Origin of the sequence: Cytobacillus praedii (genome assembly GCF_001439605.1) — a bacterium.
Lineage (GTDB): Bacteria > Bacillota > Bacilli > Bacillales > Cytobacillaceae > Cytobacillus > Cytobacillus praedii.
In genome coordinates, this window is record NZ_LMBX01000032.1 from 16276 (window position 1) to 35482 (window position 19207).

General features: G+C 38.2%; 21 protein-coding genes. 16 read left to right on the forward strand and 5 right to left on the reverse strand.

The annotated features are described in order from the left end of the window. Positions 1–33: 33 nt before the first annotated feature. Positions 34–294, forward strand: a complete 261-nt coding sequence (locus ASU02_RS22590; protein ID WP_053475071.1) for a GlsB/YeaQ/YmgE family stress response membrane protein — start codon at positions 34–36, stop codon at positions 292–294. A gap of 30 nt (positions 295–324) precedes the next feature. On the opposite strand, the gene ASU02_RS22595 is transcribed toward ASU02_RS22590, so the two are convergent. Further along, entirely contained in the window at positions 325–1230 is a 906-nt protein-coding gene (locus tag ASU02_RS22595) for an RluA family pseudouridine synthase (RefSeq protein ID WP_057767686.1), read from the reverse strand. A 172-nt stretch (positions 1231–1402) separates the two neighbouring features. Between ASU02_RS22595 and ASU02_RS22600 the strand changes: the two genes are divergently transcribed. Beyond that, positions 1403–1801 (forward strand): YhcU family protein, encoded by a 399-nt coding sequence (locus tag ASU02_RS22600; RefSeq protein ID WP_057767687.1) that lies wholly within the window; start codon positions 1403–1405, stop codon positions 1799–1801. Between the two features lie 46 nt (positions 1802–1847). Here ASU02_RS22600 and ASU02_RS22605 read toward each other — a convergent pair whose 3' ends face one another. Together ASU02_RS22605 and ASU02_RS22610 are read right to left on the reverse strand one after the other, a co-directional pair. Next, entirely contained in the window at positions 1848–2318 is a 471-nt protein-coding gene (locus ASU02_RS22605; protein ID WP_057767688.1) for a thioredoxin family protein, read from the reverse strand. Continuing rightward, positions 2319–2756: a disulfide oxidoreductase gene (locus tag ASU02_RS22610; RefSeq protein ID WP_057767689.1), complete on the reverse strand. Its 438-nt coding sequence runs from the start codon at positions 2754–2756 to the stop codon at positions 2319–2321. It lies immediately after the preceding gene. A gap of 257 nt (positions 2757–3013) precedes the next feature. Between ASU02_RS22610 and ASU02_RS22615 the strand changes: the two genes are divergently transcribed. From ASU02_RS22615 to ASU02_RS22625, 3 genes are all read left to right on the forward strand, one after another. After that, on the forward strand, positions 3014–4759 hold the full coding sequence (locus ASU02_RS22615) for a phospho-sugar mutase (protein WP_057767690.1): 1746 nt from the start codon (positions 3014–3016) through the stop codon (positions 4757–4759). 463 nt (positions 4760–5222) lie between these two features. Beyond that, the gene (locus ASU02_RS22620) at positions 5223–6338 is read left to right on the forward strand and encodes a GAF domain-containing sensor histidine kinase (RefSeq protein WP_057767691.1); all 1116 of its coding nucleotides are present in this window, start codon (positions 5223–5225) and stop codon (positions 6336–6338) included. A 12-nt stretch (positions 6339–6350) separates the two neighbouring features. Next, positions 6351–6992, forward strand: a complete 642-nt coding sequence (locus ASU02_RS22625) for a response regulator (RefSeq protein ID WP_057767692.1) — start codon at positions 6351–6353, stop codon at positions 6990–6992. 81 nt (positions 6993–7073) lie between these two features. Here ASU02_RS22625 and ASU02_RS22630 read toward each other — a convergent pair whose 3' ends face one another. Then, complete coding sequence (locus ASU02_RS22630; protein WP_057767693.1) at positions 7074–7325, reverse strand: YhdB family protein; 252 nt, start codon at positions 7323–7325, stop codon at positions 7074–7076. A 187-nt stretch (positions 7326–7512) separates the two neighbouring features. Between ASU02_RS22630 and ASU02_RS22635 the strand changes: the two genes are divergently transcribed. The 8 genes from ASU02_RS22635 to galE all read left to right on the forward strand — a co-directional run bounded on the left by ASU02_RS22635 (position 7513) and on the right by galE (position 14690). Beyond that, positions 7513–7833, forward strand: a complete 321-nt coding sequence (locus ASU02_RS22635; protein WP_057767694.1) for a DUF3889 domain-containing protein — start codon at positions 7513–7515, stop codon at positions 7831–7833. A 111-nt stretch (positions 7834–7944) separates the two neighbouring features. Beyond that, positions 7945–8640, forward strand: coding sequence for a response regulator transcription factor (locus ASU02_RS22640; protein WP_057767695.1), 696 nt, complete (start codon positions 7945–7947; stop codon positions 8638–8640). Next, complete coding sequence (locus ASU02_RS22645) at positions 8637–9995, forward strand: sensor histidine kinase (RefSeq protein WP_057767696.1); 1359 nt, start codon at positions 8637–8639, stop codon at positions 9993–9995. Before ASU02_RS22640 ends, ASU02_RS22645 begins: the two co-directional genes overlap by 4 nt. 219 nt (positions 9996–10214) lie before the next feature. Continuing rightward, a complete protein-coding gene (locus ASU02_RS22650; protein WP_057767697.1) occupies positions 10215–10781 on the forward strand; it encodes a PepSY domain-containing protein in 567 nt (188 codons plus the stop codon). A 101-nt stretch (positions 10782–10882) separates the two neighbouring features. After that, the gene (locus tag ASU02_RS22655) at positions 10883–11428 is read left to right on the forward strand and encodes a PepSY domain-containing protein (RefSeq protein WP_057767698.1); all 546 of its coding nucleotides are present in this window, start codon (positions 10883–10885) and stop codon (positions 11426–11428) included. An 88-nt stretch (positions 11429–11516) separates the two neighbouring features. Beyond that, the gene (locus ASU02_RS22660) at positions 11517–12434 is read left to right on the forward strand and encodes a PucR family transcriptional regulator (RefSeq protein ID WP_057767699.1); all 918 of its coding nucleotides are present in this window, start codon (positions 11517–11519) and stop codon (positions 12432–12434) included. Between the two features lie 105 nt (positions 12435–12539). Continuing rightward, a complete protein-coding gene (locus ASU02_RS22665; protein WP_057767700.1) occupies positions 12540–13646 on the forward strand; it encodes an ABC transporter ATP-binding protein in 1107 nt (368 codons plus the stop codon). 72 nt (positions 13647–13718) lie between these two features. Then, complete coding sequence (galE, locus tag ASU02_RS22670) at positions 13719–14690, forward strand: UDP-glucose 4-epimerase GalE (protein ID WP_057767701.1); 972 nt, start codon at positions 13719–13721, stop codon at positions 14688–14690. Positions 14691–14750: 60 nt separating this feature from the next. Here galE and ASU02_RS22675 read toward each other — a convergent pair whose 3' ends face one another. Continuing rightward, the gene (locus tag ASU02_RS22675; RefSeq protein WP_057767702.1) at positions 14751–15608 is read right to left on the reverse strand and encodes an AraC family transcriptional regulator; all 858 of its coding nucleotides are present in this window, start codon (positions 15606–15608) and stop codon (positions 14751–14753) included. A 167-nt stretch (positions 15609–15775) separates the two neighbouring features. Here ASU02_RS22675 and ASU02_RS22680 point away from each other — a divergent pair, with 167 nt between their 5' ends. From ASU02_RS22680 to ASU02_RS22690, 3 genes are all read left to right on the forward strand, one after another. Further along, positions 15776–17128, forward strand: coding sequence for a carbohydrate ABC transporter substrate-binding protein (locus ASU02_RS22680; protein WP_057767703.1), 1353 nt, complete (start codon positions 15776–15778; stop codon positions 17126–17128). Between the two features lie 285 nt (positions 17129–17413). After that, positions 17414–18304: a carbohydrate ABC transporter permease gene (locus tag ASU02_RS22685; protein ID WP_057767704.1), complete on the forward strand. Its 891-nt coding sequence runs from the start codon at positions 17414–17416 to the stop codon at positions 18302–18304. A gap of 11 nt (positions 18305–18315) precedes the next feature. Next, the gene (locus tag ASU02_RS22690) at positions 18316–19197 is read left to right on the forward strand and encodes a carbohydrate ABC transporter permease (RefSeq protein WP_057767705.1); all 882 of its coding nucleotides are present in this window, start codon (positions 18316–18318) and stop codon (positions 19195–19197) included. Positions 19198–19207 lie beyond the last annotated feature (10 nt).

Below are 19207 nucleotides of genomic sequence, written 5' to 3' on the forward strand. Positions count from 1 at the left end.
GAAAACTACGATAAAACAGCAAGGAGTGATCAAATGTTTACCTTTTTATGGGCATTAATTATAGGTGGAATTATTGGATGGATTGCAGGGATGGTTGTTGGTAAAGATATTCCAGGTGGAGTATTCGGCAATATTATTGCAGGATTTGTCGGAGCATGGCTTGGGACATTAATTTTTGGTAACTGGGGTCCCGTTGTTGCAGATTTTGCTATTATCCCTGCACTAATAGGTGCTGTACTGCTCGTATTTCTTTTAAGCCTGCTGATGAGAGCATTTAGAAAATCGACTGATTAAAAAATAAAAGCCTTCCAAGATGGAAGGCTTTTATTTTTTGAGCAGATGCAGGAATGGAATAGTCTTGAAATCTTCCACAACAATATTTTCATCTGTAAATGGATGAGGAATGACTAGTTTTCCAGCGTGCAGTGCTTGTCTCTCGAACAGCGGTTTTCCACCGTATAGTTTATCACCAACTATTGGATGTCCAATTGAGCTTAAATGAACCCGAATCTGATGTGTTCTTCCTGTATCAAGCTGACATTGAATGAGGGAAAGATTCTGTTTAGAATTGTATTCAAGAAGCTCATAATGGGTTATTGCGGGCTGTCCTGATGCAGATACGCGCCTTTTCGTAGGATGATGCCGGTCACGGCCAATGGGCTCCTGTATGGTTCCTTTTTTCCTTTTTAGTTGACCGTGGACGAGTGCAAAATACGTCCGTTTAATCGACCTTTCCTCAAGCGTTTTATCTAAAATGGAACCGGCAAGCGCGTGCTTAGCAAATAGAATGGCCCCAGTTGTGTCACGATCTAAACGGTGCACATGCTTAATTTTTCGCCGCTCGCCTTTTGCTTGTAAATAAAACGCTGCAGCATTTGCCAATGTGTTTGTTTGCTCAAGGGTATTAGGGTGTGTATCCATGTTTGCTGGTTTATTAAAAACAATCATGTGCTCATCCTCATAAAGAACATCAACCTCATGATAGGCTGGAATGACACCAAACTCCTCTTCCATAAAAAGCTTAAGCTGAAGGCGATCATTTTTCTTTAGAGGCTGAGTCCAATTGATCAGTTCTCCGTTTACCTTTACATGTTTTTCCATTCTTATGGTATGGATTTGTTTCTTTGGTGCTTTCCACACAATCCTAAATACATCATCTATGGAATATCCTTCCCAATTTGAAGGCAATGTGATTTCAAACCATTCGCCAAAACATTTTGTTTGTATCATTCTATTCTCCCTTTTAGGTAATCCAGTTTTTTACAGTGTGTACTATCCCTTGTCCTATCTGTATTTTAACCATTTCATGGATTTAATTACCACCCGAAAAACAGAAGTGGATGTGATATTCTTATTGTATATTACAAAATAGTTACATGGGTTATAAAGGTGGGTTTTATCGGTGAAAATCGTATTTGCATCAACTCCTGAACAAGAAGAAGAAATCAGGAACCTTGTCCAAAAAATGTATTCTACTATTTTTCCAAATTATTTTCCGGATGAAGATATTAAAGAATTTAAACAATTAAATGTGTTACATACTTCAACTAGGCATTTTGAATATTTTGGCACATTAAAGGAAGCCTATCAAGTGATTGTTAGCTTACAAATCATCACTTGTATTCTGGAGACAGAGAATCTTGGGGAAAGGTACGAAAAAATTTTCGATAAAAATGTAAGCATTTTACATGACTTTGGATTGTCATTTCCGTTTACCTTCAGCAATTTTTATCAGGGAAAAGGGATGAAGAACGATATGCTCAGTATGTACACAAAGGCTGCAAATGAATTATTAATTTGAATAAAAAATGCCTGCAAGCTATATGCAGGCATTTTTTATTTGAAAATTATTTTGTATTTTCATTAAACCATTTTTCAAATACTTCTTTTTCTTGATACCCAGTAATGCGATTTACTTCTTTACCAGCCTTATATTGAACAATGGTTGGCGTCTCCGTAATTCCATATTGATTCCAGCCATTATCAAATTCAAGCAGGTTAAACTTTGTAAGATTAATATTCATATCCTTAGCAAGGGGTGAAACGACAGGTGTAGTTCTTTGACAGTGAGAGCAAGTAGGGCTATAAAAATAAACTGTTACATCCTCTTTTTTATCTAGCTTTTTCTCTAACTGATCGGGAAGGATTAAGTTTTGATAATTTGGATCATCCAGCTGGGCAATCGTTTCCGGATGGAGGTCACTTTTCCCGTATGGATTCTCTTCTGAAACCTTTTCTTCATTCTGCATCTTTGTTAATAATGCAACAGCTCCGAATAAAAGGACAATGACTGCTAAAAAAATGATGACCTTCTTCATTTATGCTGCCTCCTTCGACTTTTTCCATAGTAAATAACTGCAAATGAAAATAATAATAAAAGCGATTAATGCCAAAAATGGGATTGTAATAAATCCGAGCCAATTTATGTATTGTCCCGTGCATGGCACTCTTCCGCAAGATGCAGCATGGTCTGCTAAAAAAGAAATTTTCTGGATTGAGTAATGATATAGAGAGATGCAGCCGCCAATTGCAGAAAGCACCATTGTATATATACTAATCCGATAATCCTTCCTAATGACAGCAATGCCTAATATGATAACCATTGGATACATAAGGATTCGCTGATACCAGCATAGCGTACAAGGTTCATATTGACGGATTTCTGAAAAATAGAGGCTTCCGAACATGGCAAGAACGGATGCAGCCCATGAAACAAATAACCATGTTTCCCTTTGATCTTTTCTTGTTTTCTCCATCTTATACTCCTCCAATAGATAATTACGATAAAATTATGACCTACTGTCCTGCCTTTGTAAATCAACATTTTCACAAAATCCTTGTTTGTTCTGAGTTTCGTCATAGTTTTGACATTCATTGTTACAAATAATATCGTAAGGAATAGATGAATACAATTAAAAGCAGAGGGTATAAATCTTTGCAGAAATATTTGGATGATTAGTAGATTTTTTTAGAGCAGAATGTTTTAATGTAGGAGAGTTTTGGAGGGATGTATATGAATTGGAAAATGAAAACTGAACGCTGGATTAATTTTGAAAAATTAGATCAAGAGTTAGTTTCAGAGCTTCAAAAGTTAGCATTAGATGAAAAAAAGCTTGAGGATGCTTTTTATAAAGATTTAGAATTTGGTACTGGCGGGATGCGTGGAGAAATCGGTGCTGGTACAAATCGAATGAATATTTACACGGTTAGAAAAGCTTCAGCTGGGTTAGCCGCATATATAGAAGAAGCAGGAAAAGAGGCAATGAAACGAGGAGTTGTTATTGCCTATGATTCACGTCATATGTCATTTGAATTTGCAATGGAAGCTGCAAAAACGTTAGCGACAAAAGGGATTCAGACATATGTGTTTAGTGAACTGAGACCGACCCCAGAGTTATCATTTGCTGTGAGGCATCTGCAAGCATTTGCAGGGATAGTTGTAACAGCGAGTCATAACCCGCCTGAATATAATGGCTACAAAGTATATAGTTCAGATGGTGCTCAGCTGCCGCCATCTATTGCAGATGTGGTTATTTCTAAAGTAAATGAAATTGAAAATGAACTGCATATTGCTGTTCAGGATGAAACCATGCTCAAGGAACAGGGTTTAATTAAAATGGTTGGGGAGGAAGTTGACAGCAAGTACATAGAGAAGCTTGTCACGATTTCGGAAAATCCAGCTATTAGTGAGGAGGTAGACCTTTCAATTGTCTTTACTCCATTACACGGAACAGCTAACAAGCCTGTAAGGGATGCTTTCCGGGCACTTAATTATAAAAATGTTCAAGTTGTTAAAGAGCAGGAGCTCCCAGACCCAGAGTTTTCAACGGTAAAAAGTCCAAATCCAGAGGAAAAATCGGCCTTCGAACTGGCCATAAAGGTTGGGAAGGAATCTAATGCAGATTTATTAATCGCAACAGATCCTGATGCCGACAGATTAGGAATAGCTGTGAAGGATCAAACGGGTGAATATGTTCTCCTGACTGGAAATCAAACAGGGGCGCTGCTGCTGGACTATCTTCTGTCACAGAAGAAGGAAAAGCATACAATTCCGGCCAATGGGGTGGTACTCAAAACAATTGTTACCTCAGAATTAGGAAGAAAGATTGCTTCCTCCTATGGAATTGATACGATTGATGTATTAACAGGCTTTAAATTTATTGCAGAGAAGATGAAAGAGTATGATGCAACAGGAGAATACACGTTTTTGTTTGGGTACGAAGAAAGCTATGGCTACTTAATTGGGGACTTTGCCAGAGATAAAGATGCCGTACAAGCCGCTGTCCTAGCAGCCGAGGCAGCCGCCTTCAATAAGAAAAAGGGATTGTCCTTATATGATGCCCTATTAGCGATCTATGAACAATATGGCTACTATCTTGAAGGACTCCGCTCAATCACGTTAAAAGGAAAAGAAGGCGCCGAGATTATTCAGCAAACATTAGCTTCATTCCGTGAGAATCCCCTTAAAGCGCTTGCCGGTCTGAAGGTAACCGCAGTTGAAGATTATTTAGCAGGTGTTCGAACGGATAACAAGGGACAGAAGCAGGTCATTGATTTACCAAAATCAAATGTTATTAAATATATCTTTGAGGATGGAACATGGATTTGTATGCGCCCATCGGGAACAGAGCCAAAGGTTAAATTTTATTTCGGCATTAATAGTCCATCATTAGAAGGAAGCAGACAAAAGTTAACTGCGATAGAAAATGAATTCATGAAAATCATTGATGAAAAAATAAAAGCATTATCATTAAAATAGATTGGAACAATGACACCGAGGGATGATCTCTTCGGTGTTTTTTGCAAGTAAACATGGAGGTTAGAGAATGGTTTAGCAATTCTCCAATCGTCTATCAAATCTCCTTGCGATAAGTCGACATCAATTTGCAATCGCTCATTGTGTCTCCTTTATCGAAAGAACCGGCCCTTCCAATTTGTACGGCGATGAGCAAGGCGCTTCCACTTTTCGATATGTCTAGCTCCAGCGCCTATCGCCTATCAAACTTCAGGACCGCTCCCTGCGATAAGTCGACATCAATTCGCTATCGCTTATTGTGTCTCCTATATCTCAGTCGCGGCCCTTCCAGTTTGTACGGCGATGAGCAAGGCGCTTCCGCTTTTCTTACAACTTTAGTCGTATGTGTTTTCATCCTAATTCCTAACGATTGTTTATTTGAAAAGTATTATAATAGTGAAAGGAATTAGTTTTTGGAGGAGAAACGGTGGAAAAACATCATTCTGAAATCCGGATATTAAAGGAAATCGCTGAATTATTAAATGAAGGAACCGAAGTCCAAGGAATTCTGTCAGAGGTACTGGCAAAATTGCTTCATGTCACAGGATTAACAAGCGGGTGGATTTTTCTAATTGAGCCTGATGGGAAGTATGTGCTTGCAGCAAAAGAAAATCTTCCTCCAGCACTCTCGCGCAATGAGTGTAAACCAATGTGTACAGGGGATTGCTGGTGTATTGACCGTTACAATAATGGCAGGCTTCATAAAGCCATTAATATTATTGAATGTAAAAGAATTGAAACAGCCCTGTTAGAAAAAAGAAATGACACAAACGGTTTGACTCATCACGCAACTGTACCTTTGCGGGCTGGGGATGAAAAGTTTGGCATTCTCAATGTAGGTGCCCCAGATAAAACTCATTTTGAGCCAGAGGAGCTTGCTTTGCTGGAGTCGATTGCCTTTCAAATTGGCACCGCACTCAAACGGATTAAACTGACCGAGGTAGAACAAGAAACAGCTCTAACGGCAGAGAGGAATCGGTTAGCAAGGGATCTTCATGATTCAGTTAATCAGCTGCTATTTTCTTTAAGCTTAACAGCCAGGGGCGGAGCTGAAATCGCAAAAGAAGCTGATTTAAAGGAAACGTTTTTATATATTCAAGATTTAGCCCAGGAGGCACTTAGTGAAATGAGAGCCTTAATTTGGCAGCTTCGTCCACGAGGCTTAGAAAATGGACTCACCAGTGCTTTAAACGGCTATGGTGAGATGCTCGGCCTTACACTGCAAACAGAGGTTAACGGTGTGATTTCCCTTCCAGGGAAAGTGGAGGAAGCGCTGTGGCGAATTGGCCAGGAGGCATTAGCAAATTGCAAAAAGCATTCGGGTCAGACAAATGTTGAATTAAGTTTATCAATTGAAAGACATAGAGTAATTATGGTGATCTCTGATTGCGGATTAGGATTTAATTATGACGGAAAGCAAGGGCGGATTCCTTCACTCGGCTTAAAGAGTATGAAGGATCGCACGGAAAGCTTGAATGGCGAGTTTGTTCTGCAAACCTCCCCGCAAAAAGGAACAAAAATTAGGATCACCATTCCAATATAAGGGGGAGTAGTAATGGCCATTCGAATTCTTATTGCTGATGACCATCATGTTGTAAGAAGGGGATTAGTATTTTTTCTCAAAACACAGCCGGAAATAGAAATCATTGGCGAGGCAAGGGACGGGAAAGAGGCAGTTGAAATGACGATGAAGCTCTTGCCGGATATTGTGTTAATGGATTTAGAAATGCCAAATATGAATGGAATAGAAGCAACACGTGCAATAAAACAAGGATGTCCAAATGTGAAAATTATGATGCTTACCAGCTTTTCTGATCAGGACCATGTGATTCCTGCCATTGAAGCAGGTGCTTCGGGATTTCAATTAAAGGATATTGAACCGGACGAGCTTGTACGTGCGATCATTCAGTTAAAAAATGGGGAAAACCAATTACATCCGAAGGCTACCTCACATCTGCTATCTCACTTAACAGCCAAAAATAGTGATGAAAGAAAACCTTTGGATGGGTTAACAAAAAGGGAATTAGAAGTGCTGAAGGAAATCGCAAAAGGAAAAAGTAATAAAGAAATTGCTTCAGATTTATTTATTACTGAAAAAACAGTGAAAACACATGTCTCGAATGTTCTTGCCAAGCTGGAATTAGCCGATCGAACACAAGCGGCACTTTATGCAGTGAGGAATGGACTAACAAAATAATATTTTGAACCTGAAATGAATGTAAAAACACGATCCGTTTGATTGGATCGTGTTTTTTATTGGTGGAATTCTTTTTGATGCTCAAGGAAGAATGGAAATCGTTTCAAGCATGTCAGTTTCTTTAAATTCATTCGCATGGTCGATGTATCTGAGTAAAGAATATAAATGTTTTTCAAGAATGGAGTAATCCTTTTCAAAATGATAAGCATGCAGGAAATGCTCAATTTTTTTTGAAAGAAATTGGTCCTCCGTTCTTACCATCAAAATTAATAAATTATCCCATTCGGATCGATGGGTGTAGAATAGAGCACGGTCATAATCAAGCTTATTCATTTGTCCTTTCCTCCTCTTTCAGGAGTTGATTATAGTTTGCGGTTCTTCAGGAGGAACTTGCACTGTAAATGTTGGACATGTTGATTTAATGGGGTTTTCAAGTTTTACCTTGAATAATGTTTGCATGCATAATATTAGAAAAGTCGTGAAAAATAGGGGTAATTACAATTGCAATCGGAGGGATAGAATGAAAAAGTTTTTGTTTGTTTTTATAATTATTAGCTTTTTTATGTGTGCATGGACTATATCAGCTGCAGCTAGCGAAAAACCTGATTATGAAAAATACGGTAGAATTGCAACAGCCGTTGTGAAAGAAGATTTCCCTGGTGAGGAAGTAGTCGAGTACCAATATACAGGCAGGCAAAAAGTATCTGCTGCTGATGTAATAGATTCATTTACATTCCAAGTAAATGAAAACGGGAAGCCGGTTACCATAATTGTGAAAGTCACCCATAGTCCTGATAATAATAGAACACTTCGTTTAACGGTTGAGGAGAAGAGAGGCTGAAGCCTCTCTACTCCTTTTTTTGTGTAATAACCATTGTAAATAATGAATTTCCCTAAGATTTCTGCTACTCTTGTTTTAACATGATTGGACGTTAGAGAAGGAGAGATCAAGTTGCCAAATGAGTCTATTTTAGTCGTTGAAGATGAGGAGAAAATCGCGAGACTATTGGAAATTGAATTGGAATATGAAGGATATACGGTGACAAAGGCAATGGATGGATTAGATGCGCTGGCGTTATGCAGGAAACAAGATTGGGATTTAATTTTATTAGATGTCATGCTTCCAGGGTTAAGCGGGATTGAGCTGCTTAGGCGTATCCGGGCGCATGATTCGCATACACCAGTCCTTTTACTGACAGCAAAAAGCTCAGTAGAGGATAAGGTATCTGGACTTGATCTTGGGGCGAATGATTATATTACAAAACCATTCCAAATTGAGGAGCTGCTGGCGAGAGTACGTGCTGCCCTAAGATTTAAAAGGAAAGAACAAATAGAAGATGAAACCGATTGGCTGACCTTAGCTGATTTAAAATTAAATGAAAAAACAAGAGAGGTGGTTCGAGGGGAAGACGCCATTGAGTTAACTCCAAGGGAATTTGATCTGCTCGTATATTTCATGCATAACAAGCGCCAAGTGTTAAATCGTGATCAAATAATCGAAGCAGTGTGGGGCTATGACTTTTTAGGTGATACAAATGTAGTGGATGTCTACATTCGCTACGTTAGGAAAAAGATAGATGCCATAAATAAACCAACACTTATTCATACCATTCGCGGGGTTGGATATGTGCTAAAGGAAGCAAAATGAAGCTGCGCAATAAGATTAATTTGTATACAGCCGTTCTGTTTTCATTTTTATTACTGGTAATGAATCTTTCTATATATGTTCTATTCAGCAATTTAATTCTTGAAAGTGAAACGAAGGCAGTTAAAGAAGAAACAGGAAAAATAGCAGAAATATTTAATCAATCAACAAATATGGCTCAGGAAAGGGAATTCTTGCGTGCCTATGTTCCAATTGATGGCATGATAAGAATCGTGAATCCTGCACTAACAGTGAACTCGACTGTCTCTCCATCAGAAAAGGACTTAAGCAAGCTAAAGGTCAGTTACTTCTCAGGAGAAGTGAGTGAAAGGAAGAGGTTCAATCATCGCACATATGCCTTTGCTTCTATGCCAATTATTCTGCCGAACGGGGATATAGCAAATTTGCAAATCACAAAAAGCATAGAAACGGCAATCGGAAATTTAAAAATCCTTCGTATTGTCCTGATAACGGTTACTCTGTTAGCGCTTATACCTGTATTTATTTCAAGCCGTGTTCTAAGTAATTTATTAATTAAGCCTGTTACGTCCATGATAAAAACAATGATTGAAATTAGGCAAAGCGGCCAATTTAAACGGCTTTCTCTAGATATGAGGTCAAAGGATGAGCTTCATGAAATGGGTGAAACGTTTAATCATATGATTGACTTGCTGGAAACAAACTTTGAAAAGCAAAAGCAATTTGTTTCCAATGCGTCACATGAGCTGAAAACGCCACTAACGGTCATTGAAAGTTATGCAAGCCTGTTAAAACGAAGAGGACTTCAGGAGCCTGAGCTTTTTGGAGAATCGATTGAAGCCATTCATTCTGAAGCGATTCGAATGAGAGAATTGACGGAGCAGCTGCTTTTGCTGGCAAAACATAATGAGCAATGGAATCTGCATCTATCACAAGTGAACTTAAACGAATTCTTAAAGAAGACACTTCATGCCTTTCAAAGTGCTTATAACCGGAAAATTATTTACAATACCGAAATCCAGGGGTCACTTGAGGTTAAAACAGATGAACAGAAGCTCAAGCAGCTCCTATATATCTTTCTTGATAATGCGAGGAAATATAGTGATAAGGCGATTACTGTATTAACAGGGGAAAAGGATCATCAAGTTTTTATTCAAATCAGCGACCAGGGCATCGGTATTCAAGAGGATGAATTGCCAAAGGTGTTTGATCGTTTTTATCGAGTGGATAAGGCCAGAAATAGGAAAAGCGGAGGATCAGGTTTAGGGCTTTCACTCGCTAAGGAGCTTGGAGAGGTGCTAGGCATCAGGATAGGCATTGAAAGCAAAGAGGGCATCGGGACGACAGTTACACTTTATTTGCACGTTAAGAATGGATAAGTTTTCAGTTGAAAGTATATTTGCGAGTTAAATATTTTTGGCATTAAAGGTCGCACTAGCTGCAGGGGATGGCTGCGATGAGCGGATATGTGCAAAGGCGTATCTATCTTCGCCTTTGCAGGACCTGCTTTTCGGCGAATGTTCTTAAATAATAAGGCGATTTCTCAGCAAAATCTCATTTTTATGTAAGAAAATAAAGAGATAAAGTGAGGTGTAATAATGAGAAAAAAGCTATGGCTCTGGATTGGAGGCAGTGTGCTGCTACTTGCACTGCTGTTTATAGGGTTTCAGCAATGGGGGAGAGTGACCACCTCGGCTGAATCTTTGTCACGGAATGAAGCAAAGGATCTAGTTGAAAAAAGATACAAAGGTGAAATTACGAACATTGAGCAGAAAGATGACAAATATGTGATAGAAATGGATAGAAATCAGATAATCTATGAAATAAAATTAAATGCTTTCAATGGGGAAGTGCTTTCCTTCTCAAAAATTGGCAGCAAGAAGGAGGAACAAGAGCAGGAGCCTTTTGAGGAGGGGCAACCAGATCAGGAGAATCAGCAGGAATTAGGCGAAGCGGGATCTGGCACAAAGGTAATATTATCGGAGTCTGCTGCGAAGGAAATCGCTTTAAAAGAAGTGGATGGGATTGTAGATGATATTGATTTAGAAACATCAGATGATCTAATGTACTACCTTGTTGAAATAGAGACGGCTGATGACAGGGAAGCCGTTGTTGAAATCCATGCTAGCACAGGAAAGGTACTCTCGATATCATTTGATGATTAAGCATTTCTCATCAAATTCTAATCTTTCTTTCCTTTTCCTCTAATATTTGCGGGGTATATTGTAGATGTAGCAAAGAAAGAGGAAAATAAAGGAGGAAATAAATGATGAAAAATAAACTATTAATAAGCGGAATTGCGGCAGCATTACTTGTAGGTGGAACGGTTGCAGTAAGTGCAGCTAAAAAAGAGCCAGTGGTTAATGAAGGGAAAATGATTACTGCTCAGGAGGCAGAAAAAATAGCGTTAACAAAAGCAGAAGGCAGGGTTGAAAGCGTAGAGCTAGAAAATCGATTTGGACAGCGTTATTTTGATGTGGATATTGAAAATGGAAATATGGATTATGATATTCATATTGATGCATACAGCGGTGATGTCCTAAAAGTGAAAGAACAAATGGATATGGATGATGACTGGGATGATGACAATTTTGATGAGAAATTAAATACATCAAACAAGAATCTCCTCTCATCTGAGAAAGCCATCGAAATTGCAGAAAAAACAGTGAATGGCAAAGTAACAGAAATGGACAAAGATGAAGATGATGGCAGAATGATTTACGAGTTTGAGCTGAAGACAAACAAAGGAAAAGTGGATCTTGAGCTTGATGCAATCACTGGGGATGTATTAAATGTGGAATACGATGATTAATATTGGAAAAGCAGGAGACTTGAATCTCCTGCTTTTTCTATTTTTATTATAAAATAGAATTAAATACTATATATAAAGTAGGGATAACATGCTTGAAAAACTAAAAAGGTATTTTCAAACAGCCTATACAGAACCATTTAACCAAGATGATAAAGATAGCTATTGGTTTCAAACGGATGATGGTCATACATTTGGAATTCGTAAAACTGAACTTACGGAAGATGAACTCAACCTATTAAACCATTTATTTACCTCTATTGATTTTTATTCAGATAGAAAATATACCTCTCGTTTAAAGCAAGAATGGCATGAATTTTTATATGAGCATTCCAATGTTCTTCCCGTTTCTAGTGTGGGAGAGACGGTGCGCTTATTTTATTTTTACCTTAAAACTCCGCTAGAAGATCCTAATAGCTTTGAAGAAGCAATTATCGGAGGATTTGGTCAGCCCATTTTATTTTGGCAGAGCCATACACATGGAGTTATTATTGATCAGCATCCTCAGGGTGCTTTTACTAAAAAGGAATGTAATGAATTAATTGATACATTGACTAGTGATTTTTTTGTTGAAATTCACGGGTATATCGGTCAATTACATAAATTTGATCTGACATTGAAAGAAAAGGTTTCTTACGAAGGGCAATGTATTGAGATCATGCATCAGGGCGTTCATCAGGAAAAAGTAATAACTTTTTATGAAGGTTTTCCATTATTGCTTATTGAATCACCTTCATTGGCAAATCCATGCATTTTATCGGATTATTTGCTAGAGAGTGTACAGGAACAAGAAATGCTCCACACCCTTCAAGTGTTTTTTCGAAATAATTTAAATGCTTCTTTAACGGCAAAAAAGCTATATATTCACCGAAACAGTCTTCAATACCGATTGGATAAGTTTATTGAAAAAACAGGAATTGATATTCGTACGTTTTCAAATGCTGCCTTTGTCATGCTGGCAATCCTATTAATAAAAAAGAAAAATTCCTTGATTGTACACGGTGCCTAATAATAATTCTGAATATTTCGTGCAGTTTGCATATTTACATACTCTATTAATGATTATTAAACTAATAATATCGAAAACTATACAACTAAAAAGAGGGGGAGAAAAATGGCTGAATTAAAACTGCAGCAAATTTATAAAAAGTATGATAATAAGGTAACAGCAGTAAAAGACTTTAATCTGGATATAGAGGATAAGGAATTTATTGTTTTTGTTGGACCCTCAGGATGCGGTAAATCGACAACTTTACGTATGATTGCAGGCTTAGAGGAAATTTCCGAAGGGGAACTTCTCATTAATGGGATGCGCATGAATGATGTTCCGCCAAAGGATCGGGATATTGCTATGGTTTTTCAGAACTATGCTCTTTACCCTCATATGACGGTTTATGATAATATGGCTTTTGGATTAAAGCTTCGTAAGTTTCCCAAGGCCGAAATCAATAGCCGTGTAACGGAAGCTGCACGTATACTGGGTCTTGAAGAGTATTTAAACCGTAAACCAAAAGCTCTATCTGGCGGTCAGCGTCAGCGGGTTGCATTAGGACGTGCCATAGTCCGTGATGCAAAGGTCTTTTTAATGGATGAGCCATTATCAAATTTAGATGCAAAGCTGAGAGTACAAATGCGAGCTGAGATTACAAAGCTTCATCATCGTTTACAAACAACAACCATATATGTTACGCATGATCAAACAGAGGCGATGACAATGGCATCTAGGCTTGTTGTAATGAAAGATGGTATTATTCAACAGGTGGGAACTCCTAAAGAAGTTTATGAGACACCTGAAAATGCTTTTGTTGGCGGCTTTATTGGTTCACCAGCGATGAACTTCTTTAAAGGAACGCTTTCAAATGGGAAAATTAATATTGGGAACGTTTCAATCGCTATACCAGAAGGGAAAATGCAATATTTACGTGACCAAGGGTATGTTAACAAAGAAATAATGATGGGGATTCGTCCAGAGGACATTCATGATGAGCCGATTTTCATTGATTCTTCTCAAGGTTCAAAAATTGATGTGAAAATTGAAGTGGCTGAATTAATGGGTGCAGAAACCATGCTATATTCCCAAGTAGAAGATCAGCAATTTATTGCTCGTATTGATTCTCGTACGGAAGTAAAAACAGGGCAAATGATCACTTTAGCATTAGACATGAACAAGGCTCACTTCTTTGATGTTGAAACGGACAATCGTATTCGCCCAGCGAAATAGATGAAGAAACAAAATCCAAGGATCGATTGATGATCAATCGATTGTAGAAATTGCAGCTGAGGAGAGATAAACTTGATTCTTGTTGTAGGCGGGGCTGGCTATATAGGCAGTCATCTAGTTAAGGAACTGGTAGAAAACGAAGAGGTCATTGTTCTTGATAATCTATCAACTGGGCATCGAGAAGCGGTGGATTCCCGTGCCATCTTTGTTGAAGGCGATCTTGGAAACGAAGAAGTGCTGCAAATGATCTTCAAAAGCTACCCAATCAAGGCTGTTATGCACTTTGCAGCTTATAGTCTAGTTGGCGAATCCGTAATAGATCCGCTCAAATACTATGAAAATAATGTGGCTTCTACATTAAGACTGTTAAAAGTAATGATGAATAATCATGTGAAAAACTTTATTTTCTCATCAACGGCAGCAGTTTATGGCATTCCTGCTGCTGAAATGATTGACGAAAAAACAGAGACATCTCCGATTAATCCTTATGGACATTCTAAATTAGCGATTGAACAGATTCTAGCAGATTTTAAAGCGGCTTACGAATTACATTATGTCATTTTGCGTTACTTTAATGCAGCAGGTGCGCATGAATCTGCTCAGATTGGCGAGAGCCACAATCCTGAGACACATTTAATTCCAATCATCCTTCAGCAGCTAGCAGGACATCGGGATAAAGTTTCTGTTTTTGGTTCAGATTATGAAACGCCAGATGGCACGTGCATTCGTGATTATATTCATGTGAATGATTTAGCTCGTGCCCATATTCTTGCACTCAAAGCCTTGTTATCAAAGGAAAAATCAGCAGAAGTTTATAATCTTGGCAATGGGCATGGTTTTTCTGTTAAAGAAGTGATTGAGACATGTGAAAAGGTAACAGGGCTAAAAGCAACGGTCGAAATGGCTGATCGCCGTGCGGGGGATCCAGCAAGACTTGTCGCCTCTTCACAAAAGATCTTTTCCGAGCTTGGATGGAAGGCAGAACGGAATTTAGAACAAATCATTTCCGATGCTTGGAAATGGCACCAAACTCAATTATATTAATGCAATGACCCTTGTTTACAAAAGTAAGCAAGGGTCTATTTTTTTATGGACTAATTTTTTTTAATGTCTTATAATTCTCGTTTTATTTTTCTTCGTGTTTTTCGACTTTCTATATTGTGAAGGAGATAGATTCGTCTCACGTTTAAAGGACTGTGCAAAGAAGGATTGGGACGAAAAGCCGGTTATGGTTGAAATATTGGAAATCGGATAATTAGTTGTTTCCAGTAAAATTTTGCTTTCTCTGATACGGGTTTGAATTAAGTATTCAATGGGAGAAATACCCACAATCTTTTTGAAGGAATGAGCCAAATAGTATTTATTAATATGGCTGGCTTTTGCTAAAGTATCTAGATTGATATTTTCGCGAAAATGCTGCTTAATATAGTTTTTGATAAATGCGATATCCTTATTAATTTTTTGAGTGGAGGTTTTCTCTAAGTTGAAGGCTTTTTTTCTCATCATTTTCAGCAGCAAAACTTCTAAAATATCTTGTATGACCAATTCATAATCTTCCTTTTGATTCTCCACTTCTTCAATCAATTGCTGGAGATAAAAGAGATAGACCTTCTGTTCCATTTTGTAATTGTAAAAAGAAACCTGTCCGGGATGATCTGGAGATGAGAAGGCTAGTCCTTGAATGCCTAATGCAATATATTCGAGCGGGTGATCGGCACAAGATTTTTCTGTGTGTTCGACATTCGGATTGATAATAATTAAATCATGCTCTTTAACGGGGATTTCTTCATTGGAAAATATAAAAGTTCCTTTGCCCTGAGTAATATACAATAGCTCTGTAAAATGATGCGTATGGTTCGTACTATGCCAATCTTTATCATATTTTGATTTGGTTACATAAAGAAGCTTTACCGAAAGATGGCTTCTTCGCAATTGCGGTACAGCATATATCTCATTAGACAAGCGATTCCCTCCCTCTAAAGAATTTTTAATTCATATTATAAGGATATTAGTAGATTATTACAATGGAAAGCAAGATACCTAAAAAACTGAACAAGATGTTTATTGTGAAAGCGCTTTTATCTTTCGTATACTTTACCTATTAAGGGAAAAGTTGGAGGGGGATTTGGATGAAGGGCAAAAAGAAGTTTTGGCTAGCTGGAATGACAGTATTAATATCTATTAGTTTAGTAGCTTGTCAGAGCAATGAAACGACAAAGACTGACGATTCTGGCAGTGAAAAAGACTCTAGTAAAAAACAAACCTTACATGTTGCCGCACTTGAATCAGCCTATGGGAAGGATATGTGGACAAAGGTAATCGATGCCTATGAAACGGCTAATCCAGATATTGATGTGGAATTAACAGTAGATAAAAATCTTGAAGAAGTGATCAGTCCCAATATGAAAGCGGGAAATTATCCGGATATTGTTTTATTAGCGACTGGAAGAAAGCTCGCATTGACAGAAACATTAATTAAAGACCAGGCCTTAGAGGATATTACCGATGTTTTGGATATGAATGTTTATGGTGAGGAGATGAAGGTTAAGGATAAGTTAGTACCGGGCTTTACTGATACCCTAGCAACAAACCCCTATAATGATGGAAAAATGTACTTATCCCCAATGTTCTACAGTCCAACAGGATTGTTCTACAATGCTGGATTGTTAAAAGAAAAAGGCTGGGAATTGCCAAAGACTTGGGATGAAATGTGGGCATTAGGTGATCAAGCAAAAGCAGAGGGAATTTCTTTATTCACCTATCCTACTACAGGTTACTTCGATGCTTTCGTGTATTCACTATTATTAGAAGCTGGCGGACCTGATTTCTATAATAAAGCAATGACATATGAAGATGGAATATGGGAATCGCCCGAAGCAGAGTTGGTGTTTGAAACAATTGGAAAATTAGCGGAATATACAGAACCAACAACGGTGGCAAATGCAAATGATAAAGACTTCACGAAAAACCAGCAAATGATTCTCGATAACAAAGCACTATTTATGCCGAATGGGACGTGGGTAGTTGGCGAAATGGGAGAAGCCCCAAGAGCAGACGGCTTTGAATGGGGAATGACTGCTCTACCAGCTCTTGAAGAAAGTGGCGACCAATACGCTTTTACATTCTTTGAACAAATGTGGATTCCTGCTGCAGCAAAAAATAAAGAGGCAGCTAAAGAATTCATGACCTATGTGTATTCAGATGAAGCAGCGGGCATTTTTGCTGAAGCTGGTGCGATTCAGCCAATCGACGGAATTTCTGACAAACTGACTGGCGACAATAAACTATTCTATAGCATTTATGATTCGGGTGCAAAAGCAGGAATGGGCGGATTTGCAGCAACAGAAGCGGTTGAAGGTGTAAGCATGGCAGATACATTATTTGGAACGATTAACAGTATTGTTTCTGGAGATAAGAAGGTAAAAGATTGGCAAGAAGCCGTTGAAAAAGTAAGTGACCAAATGCGTGATGCATTAAAATAACTAGCATTATAGTTTACACTTCGTATAACGGTGAGTCTCCTTGCTCACCGTTTTGTTTATTAGCAGTCTATGAATTTATAAAATCGAATGTTGTGAGTAACTCTAGGAAAAAGGAAATTGTCTAGCACAAGCGGCCTATCGCCTATCAAACTTCAGGTCTCCTCCCTGCGATAAGTAACATCGGTTCGCTCACTCACCGTGTTTCCTTTATCTCAGTTGAAGCCCTTCTGCGTTTGTATGGCGATGATCAAGAAGCTTGCGCTTTTCTTATTAGGGGTGATGGGAATGAGTAAAACAATAGAAAAAAGAATTTTTATCTTTGCTTGTACAGCACCTGCATTGCTATTGTTTGCCATCTTTATGATTGTGCCGACAATCGAAGTATTTAGGATGTCCTTATACAAATGGGGCGGATTTTCGAACGAGAAAGTATTTGTCGGTCTGAATAACTTCAAAATTTTATGGAATGATATGAACTTTATTCGTTCTCTCCAAAACAGTATTGTTTTAATTGTTATCGTCACACTCATCACTATGGTACTAGCAATCTTGTTCGCTACTCTATTAACGAGGGAAAACTTAAAAGGAAATAGTTTCTTCAGAGTAATTTTCTACATTCCCAATATTTTATCAGTTGTAGTTATTGCAGGGATCTTCTCTGCAGTATACGATCCAACCACTGGGCTGCTGAATAATATGCTTGCCTTATTTAACCTTGAAAATCTTCAAAAAATGTGGCTTGGTGATCAAAAGATAGCGATTTACAGCATTGGAGGCGCGCTTGTTTGGCAAGCGATTGGCTATTATATGGTCATGTATATGTCTAGTATAGCTAGCATTCCAGAAAGCTTTTATGAAGCAGCATCATTAGAAGGGGCAGGCCGTATAAGACAGTTTTTCAGCATTACGCTGCCGCTCATTTGGAATAATATTCGAACGACATTAACTTTTTTCATTATCAGTACGATTAATTTAAGCTTTCTGCTCGTCCAAGCGATGACAGGCGGCGGACCTGATGGATCGACAGAAGTATTTTTAAGCTATATGTATAAACAGGCATATACGAATTCTTCTTATGGGTATGGGATGGCGATCGGCGTGGTTATTTTCCTATTTTCATTCGTATTATCAGCCGTTATTAGCTATGTTACCAAACGGGAAGTGCTTGAGTATTAAGGGGGATGAACATGAAAAAACAAAAAGGCATGAGCGCGGAAACAATATATCGTTTGTTTATCTACGTCGCCTTGATTACATTAGCCATTTCAATCATTATCCCTGTTGCATGGGTTTTCTTAGCCTCAGTGAAGGAAAATGCGGAATTCTACGGAAGCCCATGGGCTATGCCCAAAGGCTTCTACTTTCAAAACTTCATCGATGCGCTGCAAAAGGCAAACATGGGGACGTATATGTTTAATTCTATTTTAGTGACTGCTTTGGCACTAATGATCTTATTGATTGTCGCTTTGCCAGCAGCTTACGTATTAGCAAGATACACCTTTAAATGCAGCCGATTCATGAATTCATTGTTCAAAGCAGGTCTTTTTATCAATGTGAACTATATCGTTGTTCCGATTTTTTTAATGCTATTGGATGGGGATACTTTCTTCCGCAGCCAATTTGGTGATAGTTTCTTGTTGGATAATTTATTTGTCCTTGCTGTCGTTTATGCAGCAACAGCTTTGCCATTTACGATTTACTTGCTATCTAGTTATTTCCAATCACTTCCATCCACATATGAAGAGGCAGCATTTGTCGATGGAGCGGGTTATTTCAAGACAATGATTAAGATCATGCTTCCAATGGCACGGCCAAGCATTATTGCCATTATTTTATTTAACTTCCTTGCCTTTTGGAATGAATACATCATTGCATTAACTTTGATACCGGGTCCAAATAAGACCTTGCCTGTTGGGTTAATGAATTTAATGGCAGCTCAAAAATCAGCTGCCAATTACGGGCAAATGTATGCGGGAATGGTTCTCGTTATGCTGCCAACCTTGATTCTATATATCATTGTTCAAAAAAAATTGACACAAGGAATGACCCTTGGTGGTTTAAAGGACTAGGAGGATTTAT

What these genes read in the sequence shown, in the direction of transcription:
- ASU02_RS22590 (WP_053475071.1), top strand. Translation starts at nt 34, where the DNA reads ATGTTTACCTTTTTATGGGCATTAATTATAGGTGGAATTATTGGATGG.
- ASU02_RS22595 (WP_057767686.1), bottom strand. Translation starts at nt 1,230, where the DNA reads ATGATACAAACAAAATGTTTTGGCGAATGGTTTGAAATCACATTGCCT.
- ASU02_RS22605 (WP_057767688.1), bottom strand. Translation starts at nt 2,318, where the DNA reads ATGAAGAAGGTCATCATTTTTTTAGCAGTCATTGTCCTTTTATTCGGA.
- ASU02_RS22610 (WP_057767689.1), bottom strand. Translation starts at nt 2,756, where the DNA reads ATGGAGAAAACAAGAAAAGATCAAAGGGAAACATGGTTATTTGTTTCA.
- ASU02_RS22615 (WP_057767690.1), top strand. Translation starts at nt 3,014, where the DNA reads ATGAATTGGAAAATGAAAACTGAACGCTGGATTAATTTTGAAAAATTA.
- ASU02_RS22625 (WP_057767692.1), top strand. Translation starts at nt 6,351, where the DNA reads ATGGCCATTCGAATTCTTATTGCTGATGACCATCATGTTGTAAGAAGG.
- ASU02_RS22630 (WP_057767693.1), bottom strand. Translation starts at nt 7,325, where the DNA reads ATGAATAAGCTTGATTATGACCGTGCTCTATTCTACACCCATCGATCC.
- ASU02_RS22635 (WP_057767694.1), top strand. Translation starts at nt 7,513, where the DNA reads ATGAAAAAGTTTTTGTTTGTTTTTATAATTATTAGCTTTTTTATGTGT.
- ASU02_RS22645 (WP_057767696.1), top strand. Translation starts at nt 8,637, where the DNA reads ATGAAGCTGCGCAATAAGATTAATTTGTATACAGCCGTTCTGTTTTCA.
- ASU02_RS22650 (WP_057767697.1), top strand. Translation starts at nt 10,215, where the DNA reads ATGAGAAAAAAGCTATGGCTCTGGATTGGAGGCAGTGTGCTGCTACTT.
- ASU02_RS22655 (WP_057767698.1), top strand. Translation starts at nt 10,883, where the DNA reads ATGATGAAAAATAAACTATTAATAAGCGGAATTGCGGCAGCATTACTT.
- ASU02_RS22660 (WP_057767699.1), top strand. Translation starts at nt 11,517, where the DNA reads ATGCTTGAAAAACTAAAAAGGTATTTTCAAACAGCCTATACAGAACCA.
- ASU02_RS22665 (WP_057767700.1), top strand. Translation starts at nt 12,540, where the DNA reads ATGGCTGAATTAAAACTGCAGCAAATTTATAAAAAGTATGATAATAAG.
- ASU02_RS22680 (WP_057767703.1), top strand. Translation starts at nt 15,776, where the DNA reads ATGAAGGGCAAAAAGAAGTTTTGGCTAGCTGGAATGACAGTATTAATA.
- ASU02_RS22685 (WP_057767704.1), top strand. Translation starts at nt 17,414, where the DNA reads ATGAGTAAAACAATAGAAAAAAGAATTTTTATCTTTGCTTGTACAGCA.
- ASU02_RS22690 (WP_057767705.1), top strand. Translation starts at nt 18,316, where the DNA reads ATGAAAAAACAAAAAGGCATGAGCGCGGAAACAATATATCGTTTGTTT.